The sequence below is a fragment of the Saccharopolyspora sp. MMCC62 genome, assembly GCF_057736575.1.
In genome coordinates, this window is the sequence record NZ_JBYKCM010000012.1 from 60,661 (window position 1) to 81,132 (window position 20,472).

Below are 20,472 nucleotides of genomic sequence, written 5' to 3' on the forward strand. Positions count from 1 at the left end.
GCGACGGAGCGGAACCCCGCGCGCGGGGCAGTGGCGTCAGCCGCGACAGCGCTGCGCCGCGACGCGCACGAAATCCACGTGTCGGCGTCGGGTCAGCAGCGGCGGAATCACTTTTCCATCCGAGCAAAGGCCCTGTGCGCTGTCAATGAGTCCTCCCTCATGCCACCTTCCGGTCACCGGGAGCGGAAGCCGCCGAGCACGGCGACGGCTTCCGCCCGCGGCGGGCACTAGTCCGCGACCGCCTGCTGCGCCGCGTCCGGGACGACGAGCGGGTAGTGCCGGGCGAAGAACTCGCGGTAGCCGGTCGGCCGGTAGCCGATGAGGCGTTCCAGATCCCCGGTGTTCGCCCCGAACTCGCCGCGGTTGATCGCCGCCGTCCACTCCGCCATGAACTCGGCGAGGGAGCGGGGCACGCCCAGCTCGGCGATCAAGCCGTCGACGTAGTCCTCCGGCGCGACGGGCACGTGCGGCACGGGCGCGCGGTGGATCTCGCTCAGCGCGGCGGCGATCTCGCGGAACGAACCGGATTCGCTGCCGCTGAGCGTGTAGGTCGTGTTCTCGTGGCCGTCCTCGGTGAGCACCGCCGCGCTCGCCGCCGCCAGGTCGCGCCGCAGCGCCGGCGCCACCGCGCCCGCGCCGTCGGGCACCCGCACCCCGTTCCGGTAGGGGTCGGCGCCCAGGTTCGTGCCCAGCACGTCGAGGAAGATCGGCTGCCGCAGGACCGTCCAGGTCAACCCCGAGGCCTGCAACGCCTGTTCGGCGAAGACGTCCGAGTCCGTGACACCGGGCTGCCGGACCTCCGAGCCTTCGGCGCGCTGAACGGCCGTGAAGACCACGTGCTCGACCCCGGCCTGCTTCGCCGCGGCGATCGCGTTGAAGTGCTGCGCGTTCCGGTCGGTGAGGGCGACGGCCGAGACCAGCAGCAACCGTTCCACCCCGGCGAAGGCCCGCACGAGCGATCCGTGGTCGAAGTAGTCGCCGCGGCGCACCTCGATGCCCCGCTCGGCCAGGTCCGCGGCGCGGGACGGTTCGCGGGCGAGCCCGAGCAGCCGGTCCGCGGGCTGCCTGCGCAGCAGCTGGTGCAGGACGGCCCGACCGAGATGACCGGTCGCGCCGGTCACCATCAACTTTCCCATCGTTCTCGTCTCCCGTTCGGTGGTGATCGTTTCGGTGGTGATCGTTCGGCGGTGTTCGTTCGGCGCGGACCGAGCTCAGAACCGGATCACGGTCTTCCCGACCGTCCGCGCGCTCTCGACCAGTTCGTGGGCCCGCCGCATCACGTCCGCGCCGAGGCCGTCCAGCACCGTCGTGGCGATGGGGCGCAACCGGCCCGCGACGACGTCCCGCGCCAGCTCGGCGAGGATCCGGCCCTGGCGGTCGACGTCGACTCCGGCCGTGATCCGGCTGAACACCATCTCGGTGTGCAGCGACAGGGACTTGGCCGCGAGCGGCATCGGGTCGAGCGGGCCGGTCAGATCGACGGCGGCGAGGTGGCCGAACGGCCGCAGCACCTCCGCGATCCAGCCGAGGTTGCCCGCGGTGCCCGCGGTGGACAGCACCAGGTCGACCCGGTCGATCCCGGCGGCGCGGAGCTGGGCGGGCACGTCCCCGGTGTGGTCGACGACGAGGTCCGCCCCCATCGCCGTGCACCACTCGCGCGATGCCGGGCGCGAGGCCGTGGTCGCGACCAGCGCGGGCGTCCTGGTCTTCAGCAGCCGGGTCGCCAGGGTGCCCACCCCGCCCGCACCGCCGACGATCAGCACGCGGTCGATCCCCGCGGCCAAGCCGTCGTGCTCGCGGAACAGCGCTTCCCACGCCGTGAGGCCGCCGATGGGCAGCGACGCGGCGTCGGCGAAGGCCAGCTCGTCCGGGATCGGCGCCACCACCCGGTGGTCCACCGCGACCCGTTCCGCCCAGGTGCCGTCCCGCGCCATGTCCCCGGTGCCCATGACGCGGTCGCCGACCGCGAAGCCCGCGGCGGCCGGTCCCACGGCTCGAACGACCCCGGCGAACTCCCAGCCCAGGACGAGCCGTCCACCGGGTTCGGCGCTGCGGGTCCGCCGGACGCCGGCCTCGCCCGGGTTGATCCCGACGGCCCGGACCTCCACGAGCAGGTCCGCGTCGCGCAGCCGCGGTTCGGCGACGTCGACCAGCTCCATCGCGAACGCGTCCAGCGGGTGGGCCTGCTGGTAGGCGAGTGCTTTCATCTGCCGTCCTTCCCTGCGCTCAGTCCTGCTTGAGGGCGTGCAGCGCGGACAGCGGGCCGCCGCCGACCTGCATCAGCCGGCCGCCTTCGCGCAGCGCCCCGACGTCCACCGGCGCGAACCCGATCTCGTCCGCGATCGCGTGGAAGTCGGCTTTCGCGGCCGCGTCGTCCCCGGCGTAGAAGAGCAGGCGGCGGCCTTCCGCGTGCCGGGGATCGGGGGCGATGTGCTCGGCGAACAGCGTGTTGAACGCCTTGACCACCCGCGCGCCCGGCGCGTGCCGGGCGACGAACTCGCTGCCGGTGTCCGAGCCGAGGTCGACGAGGTCCGCGGGCGTCACCCCGGTCAGCTGGTTGGTCGTGTCGACCAGGATCCGGCCGTTCCACGCGGGCAGGTTCGCCAGCGCGGCGGGGATGTCCGACCACCGCACGGCGAGGAACACCACGTCGGCCGCGGCCGCTTCCGCGACGGTGCCCGCGGTGGCCGACGGGCCCAGCCGCTGCACGACCTCGCTCAGCGAGTCCGGGCCGCGGCCGTTGCTGAGGACGACGCGATGGCCAGCCGCGACGAGGTGACCGGCGATGGCCTGCCCGATGGCGCCGGCGCCGATGGTTCCGAAGTGCACGAGTCCTCCCGGAGCGCGTGGGGCGCTCGGCCCCGCCAATTTTTGATGACGACCGCCATCAAAATTAATGATGATGACCCACATCAATACTTGTCAAGGCGCGCCGCGCTCGTTTTGATGACGGGTATCATCGACCAGGCGACATGCCGACCGGGGCCGCGCGACACGGGCCCCGCGCGCCGAGGAGGCCCAGGTGCCACGCATCACGCAGGAGCAGAAGAAGCTCAACCGCGAACGGATCGTCGGCGCGGCGGGCGAAGGCTTCCGACTGCGCGGCATCGACGGGATCGGCATCGACGAACTGATGAAGGCCGCCGGGATGACGCACGGGGCGTTCTACAACCACTTCTCCTCGAAAGAGGACCTCGCGCTCGAGGTCTTCAACCGCGGCTTCACCGACTCACTGGCCGCGCTCGACGCCGTCCGCGAGTCCCATCCCGGTGCGGCCCGCGCCGCCCTGGACGCGGTGGTCGAGCAGTACCTGACCGCCGACCACCGCGACCACCCGGAAACCGGCTGCGCCTCGGCAGCCCTCGCCGCCGACGCCGGACGCCACGGCTGCGCGGCCCAAGCCCAGTACCAGCGCGGGCTCGCGGGCTACTTCGACACCATCACCGACATGGTCCGCGAAGCCGCGCACCAGGAGGGCACCGAACCGGACCCGGCGGAATCCCGCGAGCAGGCGGTCGCCCTGTTCTGCCAGCTGGTCGGCGCACTGGTGGTCTCCCGCGCCGTCGCCGCGGCCGACCCCGAACTGTCCGAAGAGGTCCTCAAGGCCAACCGCGCCCGCCTCACCGCGAACTGAGTGCTAGGCCACCGAAGGCGTCTTTGATCTCGCGCAGCAGACCTTGTCGGTTCCCTGTCAGCGGTGAAGCCGCTGAGCCGACGACCACCGAAGCAACCGGACCACCCGCGGGTTCTCAGCGGTTCCCTCGCGAGGACAGCGATTTCGCTGTGTACGGACCGGTACATGAGAAATCGCAGCCACACCGGGCAAGCGGGCAGCGAGGGAACCGCTGAGGTTCCGCTACCCGAGCGCCCCGCAAACCGGGGGCGAAGGCAGGCAGTGCGGTTCCGCCACCTCAGAGCTCCACGACTCGACCATCGTCAACCTGCAACCGCCGCGTCACGTGCACCGCGTCCAGCATCCGGCGGTCGTGCGTCACCAGCAGCAGGGTGCCGGAGTACGACGCCAGCGCCGACTCCAGCTGCTCGATCGCAGGCAGGTCCAGGTGGTTCGTCGGCTCGTCCAGCACCAGCAGGTTCACCCCGCGCGCCTGCAGCAGCGCCAGCGCCGCCCGCGTCCGCTCCCCCGGCGACAAGGTGTGCGCGGGGCGCAGCACGTGCACCGCGAGCAGCCCGAACTTCGCCAGCAGCGTGCGGACCTCGGCGGTCGGCCAGTCCGGCACCTGCGCGGCGAACGCGTCCAGCAGCGCCTCCGCACCGAAGAACAACCCGCGCGCCTGATCGACCTCGCCGACCACCACGCCGGAGCCCAGCGCGGCGCGGCCCTCGTCCGGGGCGAGCCTGCCCAGCAGCGCGGCCAGCAACGTCGACTTCCCGGCGCCGTTCGCGCCGGTGATCGCCACCCGGTCCGCCCAGTCGACCTGCAGGTCCACCGGCCCCAGCGCCCACGGGCCGCGGCGCAGCACCGCGCCGTGCAGGGTCGCCACCACCGAACCGGAGCGGGGCGCGGCGGCGATGCTCATCCGCAGCTCCCACTCCTTGCGCGGCTCCTCCACCACGTCGAGGCGTTCGATCATGCGCTCGGTCTGCCGTGCCTTCGCCGCCTGCTTCTCGGTGGCCTCGCTGCGGAACTTGCGGCCCACCTTGTCGTTGTCGGACGCCTTTCGGCGGGCGTTCTTCACGCCCTTCTCCATCCACGAGCGCTGCGAGCGGGCCCGGGATTCCAGCGCGGCGCGGGTGTCGGCGTACTCGTCGTACTGCTCGCGGGCGTGCCTGCGCGCGACCTCCCGCTCCTCCAGGTAGGCCGCGTAGCCGCCGCCGAACGACCGCACCTGCTGCTGCGCCAGGTCCAGCTCGACCACCCTGGTCACGGTGCGCGCCAGGAACTCGCGGTCGTGGCTGACCAGCACCGTTCCCGCGCGCAGCTCGGCGACGAAGCGCTCCAGCCGCTCCAGGCCGCCCAGGTCCAGGTCGTTCGTCGGCTCGTCGAGCAGGAACACGTCGTAGCGGCTCAGCAGCAGCGAAGCCATGCCGGCGCGCGCCGCCTGCCCGCCGGACAGGCTCGTCATCGGCTGTTCCAACGCCGTGTCCAGCCCGATCTCCGCGACGACGTCCTCGGCGCGTTCGGCCAGGTCAGCGCCACCGAGCGCCAGCCAGCGGTCCAGCGCCGTGCTGTACGCATCGTCCGAACCCGCCGCGCCCTCGGTGAGCGCTTCCGTCGCCGCGTCCAGTTCCCGCTGCGCCGCCGCCACACCCGTGCGCCGGGCGAGGAACGCCTGCACCGACTCGCCCGGAATCCGGTCCGGTTCCTGCGGCAGGTAGCCGATCGTCGCGGTCGGCGGGCTCAACCGCACCGAACCGTCCGTCGCGGGCACCAGGCCGGCGAGCATCCGCAGCAACGTCGACTTGCCCGCGCCGTTCACCCCGACCAGGCCCACCACGTCGCCGGGAGCGACGACCAGATCCAGGCCGGAGAACAGGACGCGCTCGCCGTGACCTGCGGCGAGCCCCTTCGCGACGAGTGTGGCGCTCATAAGGACTGCGATCCTAATCCCCGCTCACCGCGGGTCCGCGCCCTCGTCCCCGCGACCTCGTTCCCGTGCCGCCGGGCCCCGCCGCGCGGGACTACGCGGTCCGGCCGAGGACCGTGCCGTGCGGAATCCCGTCCAGGGCCTTCTCGAACTGTTCCAGCACGTCGGCCAGCGGAGCCGAGCTGTCCTCGTGGATCGCCAGGTCCTCGCCGGTGACGGTCAGGTGCTTGTCGATGAGGAAGAAGCTCTGCACCACGTGCCGCGCACCCAGCGAACTCACCACCGGGCGCAGCCCGTAGTCCAGCGCCAGCACGTGCGCCAAGCTGCCGCCGGTGGCCAGCGGCAGCACCGCCTTGCCGGTGAACCCGAACTGCGGCAGCAGGTCCAGGAACACCTTCAACAGCCCCGAGTAGGCGGCCTTGTAGGTGGGCGTGGCGAGCACGATGCCGTCGGTGCGCCCGACCTTCGCCACCGCGTCGGCGATCTCGGCGTCGCTCGTGTCCGCACCCAGCAGCGCTTCGGCGGGCAGGGTGCGCAGCCGCAGGTGCTCGGCGCGGCGGCCGGAGGCGGTGAGCCTGCGGGCCAGGTGCTCGGCGACGCGTTCGGTCTTGGAGGTCTTCGAAGGGCTACCGGAAATGACCAGGACGGTGGACACGCGCGTTCTCCTCACGGGGGTGGCCGATGATCCGAGGCGGGGAAACGGACCGGGGCAGTCCACAGTGGAATGATCAGTGAGCTGCGGAGGCGCCGGTCCGGCGGCGGGAACGACACCCCTGCGCCGCGACGCGCAGCAGATCCACGTGGCGGCGCTCGGTCAACGACGCCGGGAGGGCGGTCAGGTCCGGGAGCACGGAACCATCGCAACACCGGCGCGAACGGGGTGTCAACCAGACGGGACGCGAATCCCAACTCGCGGAACCGGGAATCCCTCCCGGCGGCGCGTCAGTCCGCCGCGCCCCGGCTCAGGCGGTCCAGCCGCCGCGGCGTCGGCCACTTCACGTGCGACGCCCAGCCGAAGCGCTCGAACAACCAGATCACCCGGGCCGACACGTCGATCTGCCCGCGCCGCACGCCGTGCCGCGCGCACGTCGGGTCGGCGTGGTGCAGGTTGTGCCACGACTCACCCATGCTCAGCAACGCCAGCGGCCAGAAGTTCGCCGCCTTGTCCCGGCTCTTGAACGGCCGCTCCCCGATCAAGTGGCAGATCGAGTTCACCGACCACGTCACGTGGTGCAGGAACGCCACACGCACCAGGCCCGCCCAGAAGAACGCCGTCCACGCGCCCCACCACGTGCCCGTCACCGCGCCACCCAGCACCGCGGGCAGCAGCAACGTCAACACCGTCAACGGCCCGAACAGCCGGTGCACCAGCACGATGTCCCGATCCGCCATCAGGTCCGGCGCGAACCGCTCGCGGTTCGTCAGGTCCCGTTCGAAGAGCCACCCCATGTGCGCGTGCCAGAACCCGCGCGCCAACGCCAGCGGTGACGTGCCGAACGCCCACGGCGAATGCGGATCGCCCTCCCGGTCCGAGAACGCGTGGTGCCTGCGGTGATCCGCCACCCAGTGCATCACCGGACCCTGCACCGACATGCTGCCCGCCACCGCCAGCGCCACCCGCAACCAGCGCTTCGCGCGGAACGCGCCGTGCGTGAAGTACCGGTGGAAACCCACCGTCACCCCGAGGATCGTGAACACGTAGAAACCCGCGGCCAACCCCACGTCCCACCAGCTCAGGCCCCACCCCCACGCCAGCGGCACCGCGGCCAGCAACGCCAGGAACGGCAGCAGGATGAACACGTAGACCGACAGCTGCGGCGCCCACCCCCGACGCCCGGCCAGCAGCGGCGCCCGTTCCTTGCCTGCGGTGGATTCGGTGGTGACCATCGCGCGAGAACCTCGAATCTGGCGGGAGCTGGGACCGTGCGCTCCACATTCCAGGTACCCGAGCCGCCCGGCAACGAACCGCACCCCACACCGCGGTGAACTTCGCCTGATCAGGGTGAATCCAGGCCGGTGGGGTTCAGCGCGTCACCACCTGGGCGAGGACCATCGAGAACGCGTCCCGGTCCACCGCGGCCGGCTCCGCCGCCAGCCACTCGCCGATCTCGCGGACGAAGCCCTCCGGCGTCAGCGGTTCCACCGGCGCCGCCGCGTCCGACTCGCCGATGCTCACCTCACCGGCCCGGTTCGGGTAGAGCAGCAGCACGCCGCGCACTTCGACCTCCGGCAGCAGCGCCTCGAACGCCGCGACACCCTCGCCGAGCCGCGTGGTGCCACCGCGGAACACGTGGCCGTTGCGCCACACCTCGCCGTCCTCGTCCACCTCGTAGTGGCCGGGCAACCACCGCTTCGACTCGACCAGCACCAGCCGCCTGCCGCACAGCACCGCGTGATCCACGTCCGCGAACACCGAACCCGGCCAGGCCACGCCGTGGAAGATCCGCACCCCCGGCAGCCGCGTCAGGTGGTCCGCCAGCAACTCCGCGGACCGCTGCTTCACCACCGCGTCCGCGGCCACTTCCTCCGCCGCGGTCCCGCCGAACACCCGGCCCCGGTTCTCCGCCTCGAACAAGCGGTCCGTGCGGTGCGCCTCCAGCAGGCGCCGCAGCAGCACCAGCACCACCACCCCGGCCGACACCAGCAGCGCCAGCCACATCCCCAGCAGCACCCCGCTCAACCCCACCAGCAGGCCCGCCGCCGCCAGCAGCACCCAGCCACCGGCCATCGCCAACGCCGCCGTCCGGTCCGGCGCCGTCACCGGCAGGTACACCACCCGTTCCGCCGGATCGACCTCGTCCCACCACGGGATGTCCGCGGCGCCCAGGTCCGGGGCGGGCGGTGCGAAATCCGGATCGTCGCCGAAGTCGCGGCGCTGTCCCGGCCGGTACACCCACCGCCGGGACGGCGTGCGGGACCGGGGCTCCGCGACCACCGGCTCCGGCTGCTCCGCGCCGTCACCCCCACCGTCGTAGTCCGCGCGGCGCACCGGATCGTTCAACGTCTCGTACGCCTGCTGCAGCAACCGGAAGGTGCCCGCGGTGCCGCCGACGTCCGGGTGCATCGTCCGCGCCAACGTCCGGTACGCGGATTTGATCTCGGCGCTCGACGCGGAGCGCTCCACGCCCAGCAGCTCGTAGTAGTCGACCCCGCGCACGAAACTCCGTCCACCGTAAGCGATCGGCCAGCCACGACCGCGCGGACATGATAAGTGCAAGCGGCCGTTCAAGATCAGCCAGTGGTGCCGGGCGAGCCGCGTTCCGCGACCGGTTCGGCTAACCGGGTGACGACCGCAGCCGCCACGCCAGCAACCCGCCCAACGCCAACGGCAACCAGAACACGAACACCCGGAACACGAGCACCGCCGCCGCCGACACCCCGATCGGCACCCCGTACGAGGCCAGCGCCGCGGCCGCACCCACTTCCACGAAACCCACCCCGCCCGGCAGCACCCCGACGATGCCGAACAACGTCGACACCGCGTACGCCACCAGCGCCACCAGCGGCCGGTCCCCCGCGCCCACCGCCACCATCGACGCCCACAGGACCGCCGCCCCCAGCAGGTCGATCAGCACCGCGAAGCACACCGCGGGCAACGCCGTCCACGGCCGGGCCCGGATCGCCGCCACCGCGTCGTAGAACTCGTCCGCGGCCTCCGCGTCCCGCTCCCGCGGCTCGCGGCGCAGCACCCGGTCCAGCACCCGCCCCGGCCACGACCACACCCGGCGCAGCACCTCCCGGCTGCGCACCGCCGCCACCAGCGCCACCACCCTCGCCAGCAGCCCGATGGAGAACAGCACGGTGGCGACGATCTCCGCGCGCTCCATCCGGCCGTCCCAGCACACCACCGCCAAACCCGCCGCCAGCGTCACCACGAAACCCACCTCGGCGGTCTGCGCCGCCGCCAAGTACGCGCCGGTGACCCGCCCCTGATCGCGCGTCCCCCGACCGCGCGCGTGCAGCGAGAACGCCGCCAAGCCCGCCAGGTTCCCCGACTTCACCGCCAGGTTCAGCGCGATCGACGCCACCGTCACCGGCAGCAGCTCCGCGAATTCGTGGTAGCCGCCCGCCCCGGTGACGCGGCGCGCCGCCACGTGCAGCAGCACCCAGTTCGCGATCCACACCAGCAGCACTCCCGCGCCGACCGCCAACCAGCGCGGATCGGCGTCCCGCAACGCCCGGCCCGCCGCGGGCAGCTCGTGGCGGTTCGCCCACACCAGCGCGGCGATCGCCGCCGCCACCAGCAGCACCGCCGCGACCTGGAGCCAACGGGAACGCACCGGAGCAGGGTGTCAGCAGAGCGGTCTGAGCGCCGCCCGGACAGGACCGTGTTCGCTCGCCCGGAAGCGATCACGATACGTGTCGACCAGTGCGGGCTCGCCCACCTTTTCCGGTGAATCCGCTACCCCCGTTCAGCGATCTCGGTGCACGGTGCCGCGTCGGCGTGTCGCGTCCCGCCGCCGCCGGGCCCGAGTCACCTGCCGCTTGGCGTCCCGCAGCCGATCGGTCAGCTCCGACAGCTCCGCGCGGAGCTCGTCACGACGATGTTCGAGCCGGTCCCGCTCCTGCTCCACCGACCGCAGCGCCTCCTCGGCGCGGTGCCGGTCGGACTCGGCGCGGGGGTGGTCGGACTCGGGGCGGGGGTGCTGGTCGAGGTGGGGGTGCTGGTCGGGGCTGCGGCCGGGTTCGGTGTCGTGCTGGTCGGCTTCGGCACGGCGGCGATCGGACTCGGTGCGGCGCCGGTCGGACTGGGTTCCGCGCTGGTCGGATTCGGTGCGGCGCCGGTCGGACTCGGTGCGGCGCCGGTCGGACTCGGTGCGGCGCCGGTCGGACTCGGCGCGGCGCCGGTCGGACTGGGTTCCGCGCTGGTCGGATTCTCGGGGGCGCCGGTCGGACTCGCTGCGCCGCCGGTCAGACTCGCTGCGGCGCCGGTCAGACTCGCTGCGGCGTCGATCTGTTCCGGTGCTGCGCACGTCGGACTCGGTGCCGCGCGGGCCCATTCCGGTGCTGTGTTGGTCGGACTCGGTGCCGCGCCGGTCATCTCGCGTTCGCCGCGTTCCGTCCTTCGCTTCCGCCGCGTTCTTGCCGTCGGTCGTCCCGGACTTCGCGGTCCCGGACTTCGCAGTCTCGGACTTCGCAAGCCCGGCCTTCGCAGTCCCGGCCTTCGCGGTCCCGGCCTTCGCGGTCCCGGATTTCGGCCGCGAGCGGGCGGGCGGTGCGTCCTCCGCGCCGGTGGGGGCTGGTGCGGATTTCGTTCGGTCTCGTGCTGCCTTCGCCCGGACCCGCGCACCGGCCGGGCCGTCGTGCGCGGCCTTCGCCTGGCCCTGCGCCGTTCCCGACCGCCCCCGCCCACCGGCCGACCGGTCCTGCGTCGCTTTCGGCCGACCCTGGGCTGTTCTGGTCCGCTTCTGGGCAACGCTCGTCGGGTCGTGCAACGTCCGCACCCGGCCCTGCGAGGTGGCCGCCGGATCCTGCTTGGCCGTCGCCTGATCCTGGGCCACCTTTCTCCGGCGCGGCGCAGCGGCGGCCCGCTCCCGCCCGGCCTCCGGCCCGTTCTCCGCCGCAATCTCCTGGCCGCGCGCGGTCGCAGATCGGCCCTGCGCAGACTCCCGTCGGGCCTGCGCCGCCTCCGGCGGACCCTGCGCAGTCTTCGTCCTGTCCCGCTCGGCTTTCGTTCGGCCGTGCGCGGTCTCCGGCCGGCCCCTCCCCGCTGTCGTCCGGCCGTGCGCCTGCGCCGCTTTTGGCCGGTCCTGCACGGTCTCCGCCTGATCTCGCGTGGTGGCGACCCGCTCCCGCGCGCCCTCCGACCGGTCCTGCGCCGCCTTCCTCTGAACCCGTGCGGTGTCCCGCCTGCCGTGCGCGGTACCTGGCTGGTCCCGGGCAGTGCGCGCCGTGGGACGTTCCGCGATGCGCGAGCCGGACCGACCGGCCGCCGCCGGCGGTGCTTCCTCCGCCGAAGCGCGCGTCCGCCGCTCCGGGCTTCGCTCTCGGCTTCCGGTCTCCCGTCCGCCCCTCAGCGGCGGCGCGTCATCCCGGGAGTGTTCGGCGCCCCGCTGCGCACCCTCGCGCGGGCCGTGTCCCCGCGGCCCGGTCCCCTGCTCACGGCGAGCCGTGGCGCTGCGCATCGCCGCCACCGACAGCTCGTCCAGGCCGAACCCGCTGTACTCCAGCGCGCCGCTGAGCACCCCGGCCCGCACCTGGCGCGCGGAGTCCGGTTCCGCGACCGCCGCGGTGAAAGTGCTCTCCACCTGCCTGCGCGCCTGCTCACCCAGCGGTTTCCCGCCGCGTTCCACCACCTGCGCCGTCCGAGCCGTCAGATCCGTGACGACTTCCGCGCGCCGCCGGTCCAGCCGCCGGATCTCGTCCCCGCGCAGCTCGCGTTGCGCTGAACGCAACTCCTCGCCGACCTCGACGAGTTCGGCCACCCGCCGCGGATGTTCGACGGCCACCCGGTTCACCGCCCACGCCGCCGTCGTCGGCTTGCGCAGCTCCCCGATCGCCCTGGCCAGGTCCTCGTCACCGGCGTCCCGGGCGGCGCGGACCCGCTCGTTGCGGTCGGCCACGAACCTCGCCGGATCTCCCTGGTAGAGCTGCTGCAGCAGCTCGTCCGGCACCTGCTCTCCGGCCATCCACCCAGCCCAGCACGGGCCCCGCCGCCGCGCACCCGAGCCCGAGGCGTGGCGCCGGGTCCGGCGGGGAACCCCACCGGCATGACGACGGTTCTGCAACGCCCCCGCAGCGGGGCTCTGATCGCCGGGGTGTGCGCGGGCATCGCACAGCGCTTCGGCTGGAACGTCGGCCTGGTCCGGCTGCTGTTCGTGCTCTCCTGCATCCTGCCCGGCCCGCAGTTCTTGATCTACCTGGCGCTGTGGATCGTGATGCCCAAGCAGTGAACCCGGGATCGAGGACCAGGGCCGAGCACCGCCGTGACCTGGCCCGGAACGCGAAAAACCCGCTGACTCTGGAGTCAGCGGGCCTTTCCACGCGGATGGCCGAGGCGGCGGAACCGCCCCTCCCTTGTGGCCATCCGGAACAGCCGTGCTCGGTCAGGTGGCGCCCTGGAACCGGCACGGCCAGCTCATCGCCGGCGCACCGTGCTGATGTCCACGGTAACCGCTACGGGTGACATAAGCCCAGGGCGCGCCGCACTTCACCGGACGGAAACCGGGTGTTCCACCGAAATCAAGTGTTCTGCGGGAAGCCCAGATCCACCCCGCCGTCGCTCGGATCCGGCCAGCGGGTCGTGATCACCTTGCCGCGGGTGTAGAAGTGCACCCCGTCCGTGCCGTAGATGTGGTGGTCGCCGAACAGCGACTCCTTCCACCCGCCGAACGAGTGGTAGCCGACCGGCACCGGGATCGGGACGTTGACACCGACCATGCCCGCCTCGACCTCCAGCTGGAACCGGCGCGCCGCTCCCCCGTCGCGGGTGAAGATCGCGGTGCCGTTGCCCCACCGCGAGGAATTGATCAAGTCGACCGCGTCGCGGTAGCCGTCCGCCCGCACCACGCACAGCACCGGCCCGAAGATCTCGTCGGCGTAGGCGTCCATCTCCGGGCGCACCTTGTCCAGCAGGCTCACCCCGATGAAGAAGCCGTCCTCGTGGCCCGGCACCACCAGCTCGGTCCCGTCCACCACGACCTCCGCACCCTGCTCCCGGGCCAGCGGGACGTAGGAGGCCACCTTCGCCCGGTGCTCGGCGGTGACCAGCGGCCCCATCTCCGAGGACTCCCGGTCACCGGGCCCGATGGCGAGCGCCCGGGCCCGTTCGGCGATCTTGCCGACGAGCTCGTCGCCGATCGGATCGACCGCCACCACCACGGACACCGCCATGCAGCGCTCCCCGGCCGAGCCGTACGCGGCCGAGACCGCGGCGTCGGCGGCCTGGTCCAGGTCCGCGTCCGGCAGCACCAGCATGTGGTTCTTCGCGCCCGCCAACGCCTGCACCCGCTTGCCGTGCTCGACCGCAGTGCGCTGCACGTACCGCGCGATCGGCGTGGACCCGACGAAGCTGACCGCCGCGACATCCGGATGGGTGAGCAGCCGGTCCACCGACTCCTTGTCGCCGTGCACCAGGTTGAGCACGCCGTCCGGCAACCCCGCTGCCGCGAACAGCTCGACGAGGCGCTGGGTCGCCGACGGGTCCTTCTCGCTCGGCTTCAGCACCACGGCGTTCCCGCAGGCGATCGCCATCGGGATCATCCACAGCGGCACCATCGCCGGGAAGTTGAACGGCGTGATGCAGGCGACGACGCCGACCGGCTGCCGGATCGACTCCACGTCCACCCTGGTGGAGACCTGCGTGGAGCTCTGCCCCTTGAGCAGCTGCGGGATGCCGCAGGCCAGCTCCACGATCTCCAGGCCGCGCGCGACCTCGCCGAGCGCGTCGGAGTGCACCTTGCCGTGCTCCGCGGTGATCAGCGCGGCGATCTCGTCCCGGTGCGCGTCGAGCAGCTCCCGGAACTTGAACAACACCTGGGTGCGCTTCGCCAGCGAGGACGTGGACCACGACGCGTGGGCCTTCGCCGCCGCGGCGATCGCGGTATCCACCTCGTCCGCGCTCGCCAGCGGGACCTGTCCGGTCACCTGCCCGGTCGCCGGGTTCGTCACCTGTCCGAAGCGGCCGGAGGTCCCGTCCGCGGCCGCCCCGTCGATCCAATGCCGAATACCGTTCACGATCTCCCGAAACCTTCCCGATTCGCCGCGAATCCGTTCACGGGCACCCTGCGCGTTCACAAGTGGTGCCGCTGCTCCCGCACGTGTTCTTCGTAGTTCTGCCGGGCCGCCCGGGTGCTCTCCAACGCGGAGACCTCGGCGACCGGCACGTCCCACCAGGCCTCCGGCGGCAGCTGCGCCTTCGCCGGGTCGGTCTCCACGTACACCGCCGTGGGCCGCGCCGATTCCCGGGAGGCGCGCAGCGACTCGCGCAGCTCGTCCACCGTGTCCGCGCGCAGCACGTCCACGCCGAGGCTGCCCACGTTCGCCACCAGGTCCACCGGCAGCGGATCTCCGGTGAACCGGCCGTCCTCGTCCCGGAACCGGTAGGCCGTGCCGAAGCGCTCGGCCCCGACCTTCTCCGACAGCCCGCCGATGGAGGCATAGCCGTGGTTCTGCACCAGCACCAGGTTGATCTTGATGCCTTCCTGCACGGCCGTCACCAGCTCGGTGGGCAGCATCAGGTAGGTGCCGTCGCCGACGAGCGCGAACACCTCGCGCTCCGGATCGGCCAGGCGCGCTCCGATGGCCGCCGGGATCTCGTAGCCCATGCAGGAGAACCCGTACTCCACGTGGTACTGGTGGGGCTGCTTGGCGCGCCACAGCTTGTTGAGGTCCTCCGGCAGCGAACCCGCGGCGTTGACCACCACGTCCTCGTCGGCCAGCACCTCGTCCAGCACGCCGATCACCTCGGCCTGCCCTGGTCTCTCGCCCCCGTCGGCGGCCCGCGTGACGCGGTCCACCACCGCCGACCAGGTCGCCGCGGCGCCCCGGTACTCGCGCACGTACTCCTCGTCCACCCGGTGGCCCGCCAGCCGTTCCGCGAGACCGGCCAGCACGGCGCGCGCGTCCCCGACGACCGGGGTCGCCGCCTGCTTGTGCGCATCGCCCGGCGCGATGTTGATGTTGACGAACCGCACCGCCGGGTTCGCGAACAAGGTGCGCGAGGCGGTGGTGAAGTCCGAGTAGCGGGTGCCGATCCCGATCACCAGGTCCGCCCGCCGCGCCAGGTCGTCAGATGCCGAGGTCCCGGTGTGCCCGATGGAGCCGAGCGCGCGCGGATCGTCGAACCGCAGCGAACCGCGCCCGGCCTGCGTCTCCGAGACCGGGATGCCGGTGTCGGCGGCGAACTCCTGCAGCCGCTGCTCAGCTCCGCTGTGGTGCACCCCGCCACCGGCGATGATCAGCGGACGCCGGGCCGCGCGGATGCGTTCCGCCGCCTCGTCCAGGGACTCCGGGTCGGCCGGCGGGCGGGGCACCCGCCAGGTCCGCTCGGCGAAGAACTCCTCCGGCCAGTCGTACGCCTCGGCCTGCACGTCCTGCGGCAGCGCGAGCGTCACCGCGCCGGTCTGCACCGGATCGGTCAGCACCCGCATCGCCTCCAGCGCCGACGGGATCAGCGCCTCCGGGCGCCAGATCCGGTCGAAGTACCGGGACACCGGGCGCAGCGCGTCGTTCACCGAGACGTCCCGGGCGTGCGGGAGTTCCAGCTGCTGCAACACCGGGTCGGCGGGCCGGGTCGCGAACACGTCGCCCGGCAGCAGCAGCACCGGCAGGTGGTTGATCGTCGCCAGCGCCGCCCCGGTGACCAGGTTCGTCGCTCCCGGTCCGATGGAGGTGGTGCACGCGTAGGTGGACAGCCGGTCGCGCTGCCGCGCGTAGCCCACCGCCGCGTGCACCATCGCCTGCTCGTTGCGCCCCTGCACGTAGGGAAGTTCCGGCGTCTCCAGCAATGCCTGCCCGATCCCCGCCACGTTGCCGTGGCCGAAGATCCCCCAGCAGCCCGCGATCAGCCGGGTCCGCTGCCCGTCGCGTTCGCTGTGCTGCTGCGCCAGGAACCGCACCAGCGCCTGCGCGACGGTCAACCGCCTCGTTCCGGAACTCATCCTCGATCCCCTCCCGCTTCGGCCGCCGGGGCCGCGTACAGCGGCAGCCGCGGGTCGACCGGCTGGTCCCGCCAGGTCTCGCGCACCCACGCGTGCGCGGGGTCGTCGCAGATCAGCCACGCCCGGTCCGGGGACGGGCCCGCCATCACGTTGAGGTAGTACATGTCGTAGCCCGGCACGGCCATCGACGGCCCGTGCCAGCCGTCCGGGATCAGCACCACGTCCCCGCTGCGCACCTCTGCCAGCACGTCGGTCCGCCGATCCGGCCCGGACGGGTACACGCGCTGGTAGCCGACGCCCTCGGTACCACCGCCGGAGGCGATCTCGAAGTAGTAGATCTCTTCCAGCTCCGACTCGCCGTCGCGCTCGGTGTCGTGCTTGTGCGGCGGGAACGACGACCAGTTCCCGGCCGGGGTGAGCACCTCCACCGCGATCAACCGGTCCGCTTCGAACACGTGCGCCGCACCGAAGTTGTTCACCTGCCTGCTCGCCTGCCCGGCGCCGCGCAGCTCCACCGGCACGTCGGAGGCCGCGCCGTAGCGGGCGGGCAGCCGCCGCTCGCAGCGGGCTCCGGTCAGCGCGAACCGGCCGCCCGCCGCGCTGCGCACCCGCACCGAGGAATCCCGCGGCACGTAGGCGAAATCGGTGACGCCGCGGAACACGCTGTCGCGGCCGTCGAGTTCGAACACCGCGGTCTCACCCGCGCCGTCCACCGAGCGCACGGTGCAGCCGCCGGTGAGCGGCAGCACGATCCACTCGCTGTCGCCGGTGGCGAACTCGTGCTCCGCACCCGCCGCGAGTTCCAGCACGCGCAACGAGGAATAGCCCCAGCCCGCGCTCTCCGGGTCGACCCGCACGGCGTACTCGTCCTGCGCCGCCGTTCCCGCGGGCAGGTGGAATCGCTTGTCCGGCACCACTTCTCCCTCCGTCCTCACCGGTCGAACTCCCCCGTCGTCACCAGGCCGGCCGGGCGCAGCAGGCCCGCGGCGGTGTCCACCGCGGCGGCCACGTCGCCGTCCGGCGGGTAGAGCAGGCTGCGGCCCACCACCAGCCCGTGCACGTTCGGCAGCTGCAGCGCCCGCTGCCACCGCGCGAAGGTGGCGTCCTGGTCGGCCGCGACCTCGCCGCCCAGCAGCACGGTGGGCAGCGTGGTGGTCTCCATGACCGGGCCGATCCGTTGGATGTCGTCCACCACCGGAACCTTCAGCCAGGTGTAGGCCGAGGTACCGCCGAGCCCGGCGGCGATCGCGATGGACCGGGTGACCGCCTCCGCGGACAGGTCGTTGCGCACCTTCCCGCCGACCCGGCGGGACAGGAAGGGCTCGACCAGGGCCATCAGGCCGCGCTCCGCGAGGTCGTTCACCGCCTGCGCCGCGCCGGCCATCGTCTCCAGCGAACCGGGGTCGCCGTAGTCGAGGCGCAGCAACAACTTCCCGCCGTCGAACCGGAGCCGTTCGACGTCCTGCGCGCGGTGCCCGGTGAACCGGTCGTCGAGCTCGAAGGAGGCACCGGCCAGCCCGCCCCGGTTCATCGAACCGATGACGACCTTGCCCTCCAGCGCGCCGAGCAGCAGCAGGTCGTCGAGCACGTCGGCGGTGCCCAGCACGCCGTCCACGCCGGGCCGGTCCAGCGCGGTGCACAGCCGCTCCAGCAGATCGGTCCGGTTCGCCATCGCCAGCGCGTCGTCCCCGGCGCCCAGCGCGCCCCGCGCCGGGTGGTCGGCGGCGATGATCAGCATCCGGCCGTCGGCGCCGAGCAGCGGTCTGCGCTGCCGGGACGCTGCCGCCTCCCGGATCGCTTCGGGCCGGGTGGCGCGCACCCGGGTGAGGTCGGTGATGCTCACAGTGGACACGGTTCTCGCTTTCGCACTAGCCGCTCAGCCGGTGGCACCGGGGCGGTCGGCGGACAGGAGGCTCTCGATCTCGTGCGCGTGGGGCATGGCGGCGGAGCAGGCCAGCCGGGAGGCGACCAGCGCCCCGGAAGCGTTGGCGAAGCGCATCGTCCGCGGCGCTTCCCAGCCCTCGAGCAGGCCGTGGCACAGCGCGCCGCCGAAGGCGTCGCCCGCGCCCAGCCCGTTGACGACCTCCACCGGTACCGGTGGCTCGACCACGTCGGCGGTGACCGATCTGGCGAGCACGCCCGCCGGGCCCTGCTTGACCACGGCCAGCTCCACCCCCGCCGCCAGCAGGGCGTCCGCGGCGGCGTCCGGGTCCCGGGTGCCGACGGCGCGTTCGCACTCGTCGAGGTTGCCGACCGCGACCGTGACGTGCCGGAGCGCCTCCCGGTACCAGGAGGTGGCCGCGGAGTGGTCGGGCCAGAACATCGGCCGCCAGTCCAGGTCGAAGACGGTGTGGCCGCGTCGCGCGCGATGTTCCAGCGCGGCCAGCGTGGCCGTGCGGCTCGGTTCCTCGGCCAGGCCGGTGCCGGTCATCCAGAAGATCCGGGCGGACGCGATGGCGTCCAGGTCGAGCTCGTGCGGGTGGATCTCCAGGTCGGGCGCTTTCGGGTAGCGGTAGAAGTACAGCGGGAAATCGTCCGGTGGGAACACTTCGCAGAAGGTCACCGGTGTCGGATACCGCTCGACGGGGGTGACCCACCGGTCGTCCACGTCGAACTCGCGCAGCGCCTGGTGCACGTACTCGCCGAACGGGTCGGCCCCGGTCCTGCTGATCACCGCTGCGCGCCTGCCGAGCCGGGCGGCGGCGACCGCGACGTTGGTGGCGGAACCGCCGAGGTACTTGCCGAAGGTCTCGACCTGCGGCAGCGGCACCCCCGTCTGCAGCGGGTACACGTCGACCCCGATGCGGCCCATGGTGATGACGTCGAACGGGATGCTCATCGGATGCTGACCTCCGAAACGGGCGCGTGGAGCGAAATGGGCTCGGGATGGATACCTGGTGGGGCCGCCATCCGGGCGAGGCCTGGCGGGAAGCGGAACCGCGGACGCCGGTGGGGCGGACCCGCTCGGAACCGACCGCGGCAGGACCGGGGAGCACGAGAACGGGCCGCCCCCGCCCGCGTGCTCCCCGGACTCGGCCACCTCGTCCGGTGGGCCGAACCGGCGACGACCGGATCGTCACCGGGCGCCGGAACCGCGCGTTGTGATTTCGTGTCTACTCGGCCGTCACGGCGCCTGTCAATAGTATGTCCGGACATACTTACTTAAGGATGACACCCGATCTTGCTAACGTAAGGAACGTGACCTCCATGCAGCACCGATCCCGACCTGCGGACGGGAACTCCACCTGGGACCCGGCCAGCCGGATCACCGTGGACCACTCCAGCCCCGTGCCGCTGTACCACCAGGTGGCGACCCAGATCGAAGCCGCCATCGAGGGTGGCGACCTGCCGGTCGGCACCCGGCTGGACAACGAGATCGAACTGGCCGGCCACCTCGGCCTGTCCCGGCCGACCGTCCGGCAGGCCATCGGCTCGCTGGTGGACAAGGGCCTCGTCGTGCGCAAGCGCGGCGCGGGCACCCAGGTCGTGTTCAACAAGGTGAAGCGCTCCGTCGAGCTGAGCAGCTTGTTCGACGACCTCACCGAGATCGACCGCAGGCCCAGCACCCAGGTGCTGATCAACGAGGTCGAGCTGGTGTCCGACGAGCTCACCGGCACCCTCGGGCTGAAGCGGACCGACAGCGTGCTGCACCTGGAGCGCGTCCGCTACGCCGGCGGCGAGCCCATCGCCCGCATGAACAACTTCCTGCCCGCAGAGCTGATCCGTCCCTCGACGGAATCGCTGATCGAGCGCGGGCTCTACCAGCTGCTGCGCGGCGCCGGCGTGCCGCTGCACGCGGCGCGCCAGACCATCGGAGCCCGCACCGCGACCGAGCAGGACGCCGAGCTGCTCGACGAACCCGAGGGCGCCGCGCTGCTGACGATGGAGCGCACCACCTACGACCAGTCCGGCCGGATCGTCGAGTACGGCTCGCACGTGTACCGCGCGTCGCGCTACTCCTTCGACCTCTCCCTCCGCGGCGACGCCTGACCGGCGGAGCCGCTCGCACCTTCCACCGGCGGTCCCGCCGGTCGATCCACCGCCTCGCCCCACGACCCTTCGCTCGCGGGCGCGCGTTTTCGCGCGCGCGGAGGCCTCGATGCGCCCTGCCGCGCCCGCCGTCCCCCGACCGGATCATCGGAATCATCCGTACGTAAGTATGTCAGGACGAAGTCTTGACACGGGTCCGCTCGCGGGGGAAAACTACGGCTACCGAATCGCGGAGACCGGCGTCACACCCGACCTCCGGAGCGGCCCGCCGCCCGGCGCCGCACCTCCGCTCCCCGACGACCGCGCCACCGGCCGAGCCCTGGCCGCGGCCGTCC

17 protein-coding genes are annotated in these 20,472 nt (G+C 72.6%); 3 read left to right on the plus strand and 14 right to left on the minus strand.

Going from position 1 to position 20,472, the window contains the following annotated elements:
• Positions 1-227: 227 nt before the first annotated feature.
• The 3 genes from AC29IT_RS24795 to AC29IT_RS24805 form a co-directional block, all read right to left on the minus strand.
• Positions 228-1,136 carry an SDR family oxidoreductase gene (locus tag AC29IT_RS24795; RefSeq protein WP_488220281.1) on the minus strand — a complete coding sequence of 303 codons (909 nt, stop codon included), beginning with the start codon at positions 1,134-1,136 and terminating at the stop codon, positions 228-230.
• Positions 1,137-1,211: 75 nt separating this feature from the next.
• Positions 1,212-2,207, minus strand: a complete 996-nt coding sequence (locus tag AC29IT_RS24800; RefSeq protein WP_488220282.1) for a zinc-binding dehydrogenase — start codon at positions 2,205-2,207, stop codon at positions 1,212-1,214.
• A 19-nt stretch (positions 2,208-2,226) separates the two neighbouring features.
• On the minus strand, positions 2,227-2,829 hold the full coding sequence (locus tag AC29IT_RS24805; protein WP_358436828.1) for an NADPH-dependent F420 reductase: 603 nt from the start codon (positions 2,827-2,829) through the stop codon (positions 2,227-2,229).
• 193 nt (positions 2,830-3,022) lie between these two features.
• On the opposite strand from AC29IT_RS24805, the gene AC29IT_RS24810 reads away from it, so the two are divergent.
• A complete protein-coding gene (locus tag AC29IT_RS24810; RefSeq protein ID WP_358436831.1) occupies positions 3,023-3,634 on the plus strand; it encodes a TetR/AcrR family transcriptional regulator in 612 nt (203 codons plus the stop codon).
• Positions 3,635-3,911: 277 nt separating this feature from the next.
• On the opposite strand, the gene AC29IT_RS24815 is transcribed toward AC29IT_RS24810, so the two are convergent.
• The 6 genes from AC29IT_RS24815 to AC29IT_RS24840 form a co-directional block, all read right to left on the minus strand.
• Complete coding sequence (locus AC29IT_RS24815; protein ID WP_358436833.1) at positions 3,912-5,549, minus strand: ABC-F family ATP-binding cassette domain-containing protein; 1,638 nt, start codon at positions 5,547-5,549, stop codon at positions 3,912-3,914.
• Between the two features lie 91 nt (positions 5,550-5,640).
• The gene (gene ssuE / locus AC29IT_RS24820; RefSeq protein ID WP_488220283.1) at positions 5,641-6,201 is read right to left on the minus strand and encodes an NADPH-dependent FMN reductase; all 561 of its coding nucleotides are present in this window, start codon (positions 6,199-6,201) and stop codon (positions 5,641-5,643) included.
• Between the two features lie 287 nt (positions 6,202-6,488).
• Positions 6,489-7,433 carry an acyl-CoA desaturase gene (locus AC29IT_RS24825; protein WP_488220284.1) on the minus strand — a complete coding sequence of 315 codons (945 nt, stop codon included), beginning with the start codon at positions 7,431-7,433 and terminating at the stop codon, positions 6,489-6,491.
• 136 nt (positions 7,434-7,569) lie between these two features.
• Positions 7,570-8,703 carry a J domain-containing protein gene (locus AC29IT_RS24830; protein ID WP_358436840.1) on the minus strand — a complete coding sequence of 378 codons (1,134 nt, stop codon included), beginning with the start codon at positions 8,701-8,703 and terminating at the stop codon, positions 7,570-7,572.
• A gap of 118 nt (positions 8,704-8,821) precedes the next feature.
• The gene (locus AC29IT_RS24835) at positions 8,822-9,826 is read right to left on the minus strand and encodes a lysylphosphatidylglycerol synthase transmembrane domain-containing protein (RefSeq protein WP_358436843.1); all 1,005 of its coding nucleotides are present in this window, start codon (positions 9,824-9,826) and stop codon (positions 8,822-8,824) included.
• A 132-nt stretch (positions 9,827-9,958) separates the two neighbouring features.
• A complete protein-coding gene (locus tag AC29IT_RS24840; protein WP_488220285.1) occupies positions 9,959-12,175 on the minus strand; it encodes a hypothetical protein in 2,217 nt (738 codons plus the stop codon).
• 81 nt (positions 12,176-12,256) lie between these two features.
• Here AC29IT_RS24840 and AC29IT_RS24845 point away from each other — a divergent pair, with 81 nt between their 5' ends.
• On the plus strand, positions 12,257-12,439 hold the full coding sequence (locus AC29IT_RS24845) for a PspC domain-containing protein (protein ID WP_358436849.1): 183 nt from the start codon (positions 12,257-12,259) through the stop codon (positions 12,437-12,439).
• A 289-nt stretch (positions 12,440-12,728) separates the two neighbouring features.
• Here the strand turns inward: AC29IT_RS24845 and AC29IT_RS24850 are convergent, their stop codons facing one another.
• The 5 genes from AC29IT_RS24850 to iolC are packed head-to-tail and all read right to left on the minus strand — an operon-like array spanning position 12,729 to position 18,986.
• Positions 12,729-14,225: a CoA-acylating methylmalonate-semialdehyde dehydrogenase gene (locus tag AC29IT_RS24850; protein ID WP_488220330.1), complete on the minus strand. Its 1,497-nt coding sequence runs from the start codon at positions 14,223-14,225 to the stop codon at positions 12,729-12,731.
• Between the two features lie 53 nt (positions 14,226-14,278).
• A complete protein-coding gene (iolD, locus tag AC29IT_RS24855; RefSeq protein ID WP_488220286.1) occupies positions 14,279-16,147 on the minus strand; it encodes a 3D-(3,5/4)-trihydroxycyclohexane-1,2-dione acylhydrolase (decyclizing) in 1,869 nt (622 codons plus the stop codon).
• Positions 16,144-17,061, minus strand: coding sequence for a 5-deoxy-glucuronate isomerase (iolB, locus tag AC29IT_RS24860; protein WP_488220287.1), 918 nt, complete (start codon positions 17,059-17,061; stop codon positions 16,144-16,146). Before iolB ends, iolD begins: the two co-directional genes overlap by 4 nt.
• Before the next feature lie 17 nt (positions 17,062-17,078).
• Positions 17,079-17,999 carry a Cgl0159 family (beta/alpha)8-fold protein gene (locus AC29IT_RS24865; protein ID WP_488220288.1) on the minus strand — a complete coding sequence of 307 codons (921 nt, stop codon included), beginning with the start codon at positions 17,997-17,999 and terminating at the stop codon, positions 17,079-17,081.
• 24 nt (positions 18,000-18,023) lie between these two features.
• Positions 18,024-18,986 carry a 5-dehydro-2-deoxygluconokinase gene (gene iolC, locus AC29IT_RS24870; protein ID WP_488220289.1) on the minus strand — a complete coding sequence of 321 codons (963 nt, stop codon included), beginning with the start codon at positions 18,984-18,986 and terminating at the stop codon, positions 18,024-18,026.
• Positions 18,987-19,354: 368 nt separating this feature from the next.
• Here iolC and AC29IT_RS24875 point away from each other — a divergent pair, with 368 nt between their 5' ends.
• The gene (locus AC29IT_RS24875) at positions 19,355-20,137 is read left to right on the plus strand and encodes a GntR family transcriptional regulator (RefSeq protein WP_488220331.1); all 783 of its coding nucleotides are present in this window, start codon (positions 19,355-19,357) and stop codon (positions 20,135-20,137) included.
• Positions 20,138-20,472: the final 335 nt, after the last annotated feature.

Excerpts from the sequence above, each read along its gene's own strand:
- AC29IT_RS24875 (WP_488220331.1), top strand. The coding sequence starts at position 19,355 with ATGCAGCACCGATCCCGACCTGCGGACGGGAACTCCACCTGGGACCCG.
- AC29IT_RS24845 (WP_358436849.1), top strand. The coding sequence starts at position 12,257 with ATGACGACGGTTCTGCAACGCCCCCGCAGCGGGGCTCTGATCGCCGGG.
- AC29IT_RS24815 (WP_358436833.1), bottom strand. The coding sequence starts at position 5,549 with ATGAGCGCCACACTCGTCGCGAAGGGGCTCGCCGCAGGTCACGGCGAG.
- AC29IT_RS24800 (WP_488220282.1), bottom strand. The coding sequence starts at position 2,207 with ATGAAAGCACTCGCCTACCAGCAGGCCCACCCGCTGGACGCGTTCGCG.
- AC29IT_RS24795 (WP_488220281.1), bottom strand. The coding sequence starts at position 1,136 with ATGGGAAAGTTGATGGTGACCGGCGCGACCGGTCATCTCGGTCGGGCC.
- AC29IT_RS24825 (WP_488220284.1), bottom strand. The coding sequence starts at position 7,433 with ATGGTCACCACCGAATCCACCGCAGGCAAGGAACGGGCGCCGCTGCTG.
- iolD (WP_488220286.1), bottom strand. The coding sequence starts at position 16,147 with ATGAGTTCCGGAACGAGGCGGTTGACCGTCGCGCAGGCGCTGGTGCGG.
- AC29IT_RS24840 (WP_488220285.1), bottom strand. The coding sequence starts at position 12,175 with ATGGCCGGAGAGCAGGTGCCGGACGAGCTGCTGCAGCAGCTCTACCAG.
- iolC (WP_488220289.1), bottom strand. The coding sequence starts at position 18,986 with ATGAGCATCCCGTTCGACGTCATCACCATGGGCCGCATCGGGGTCGAC.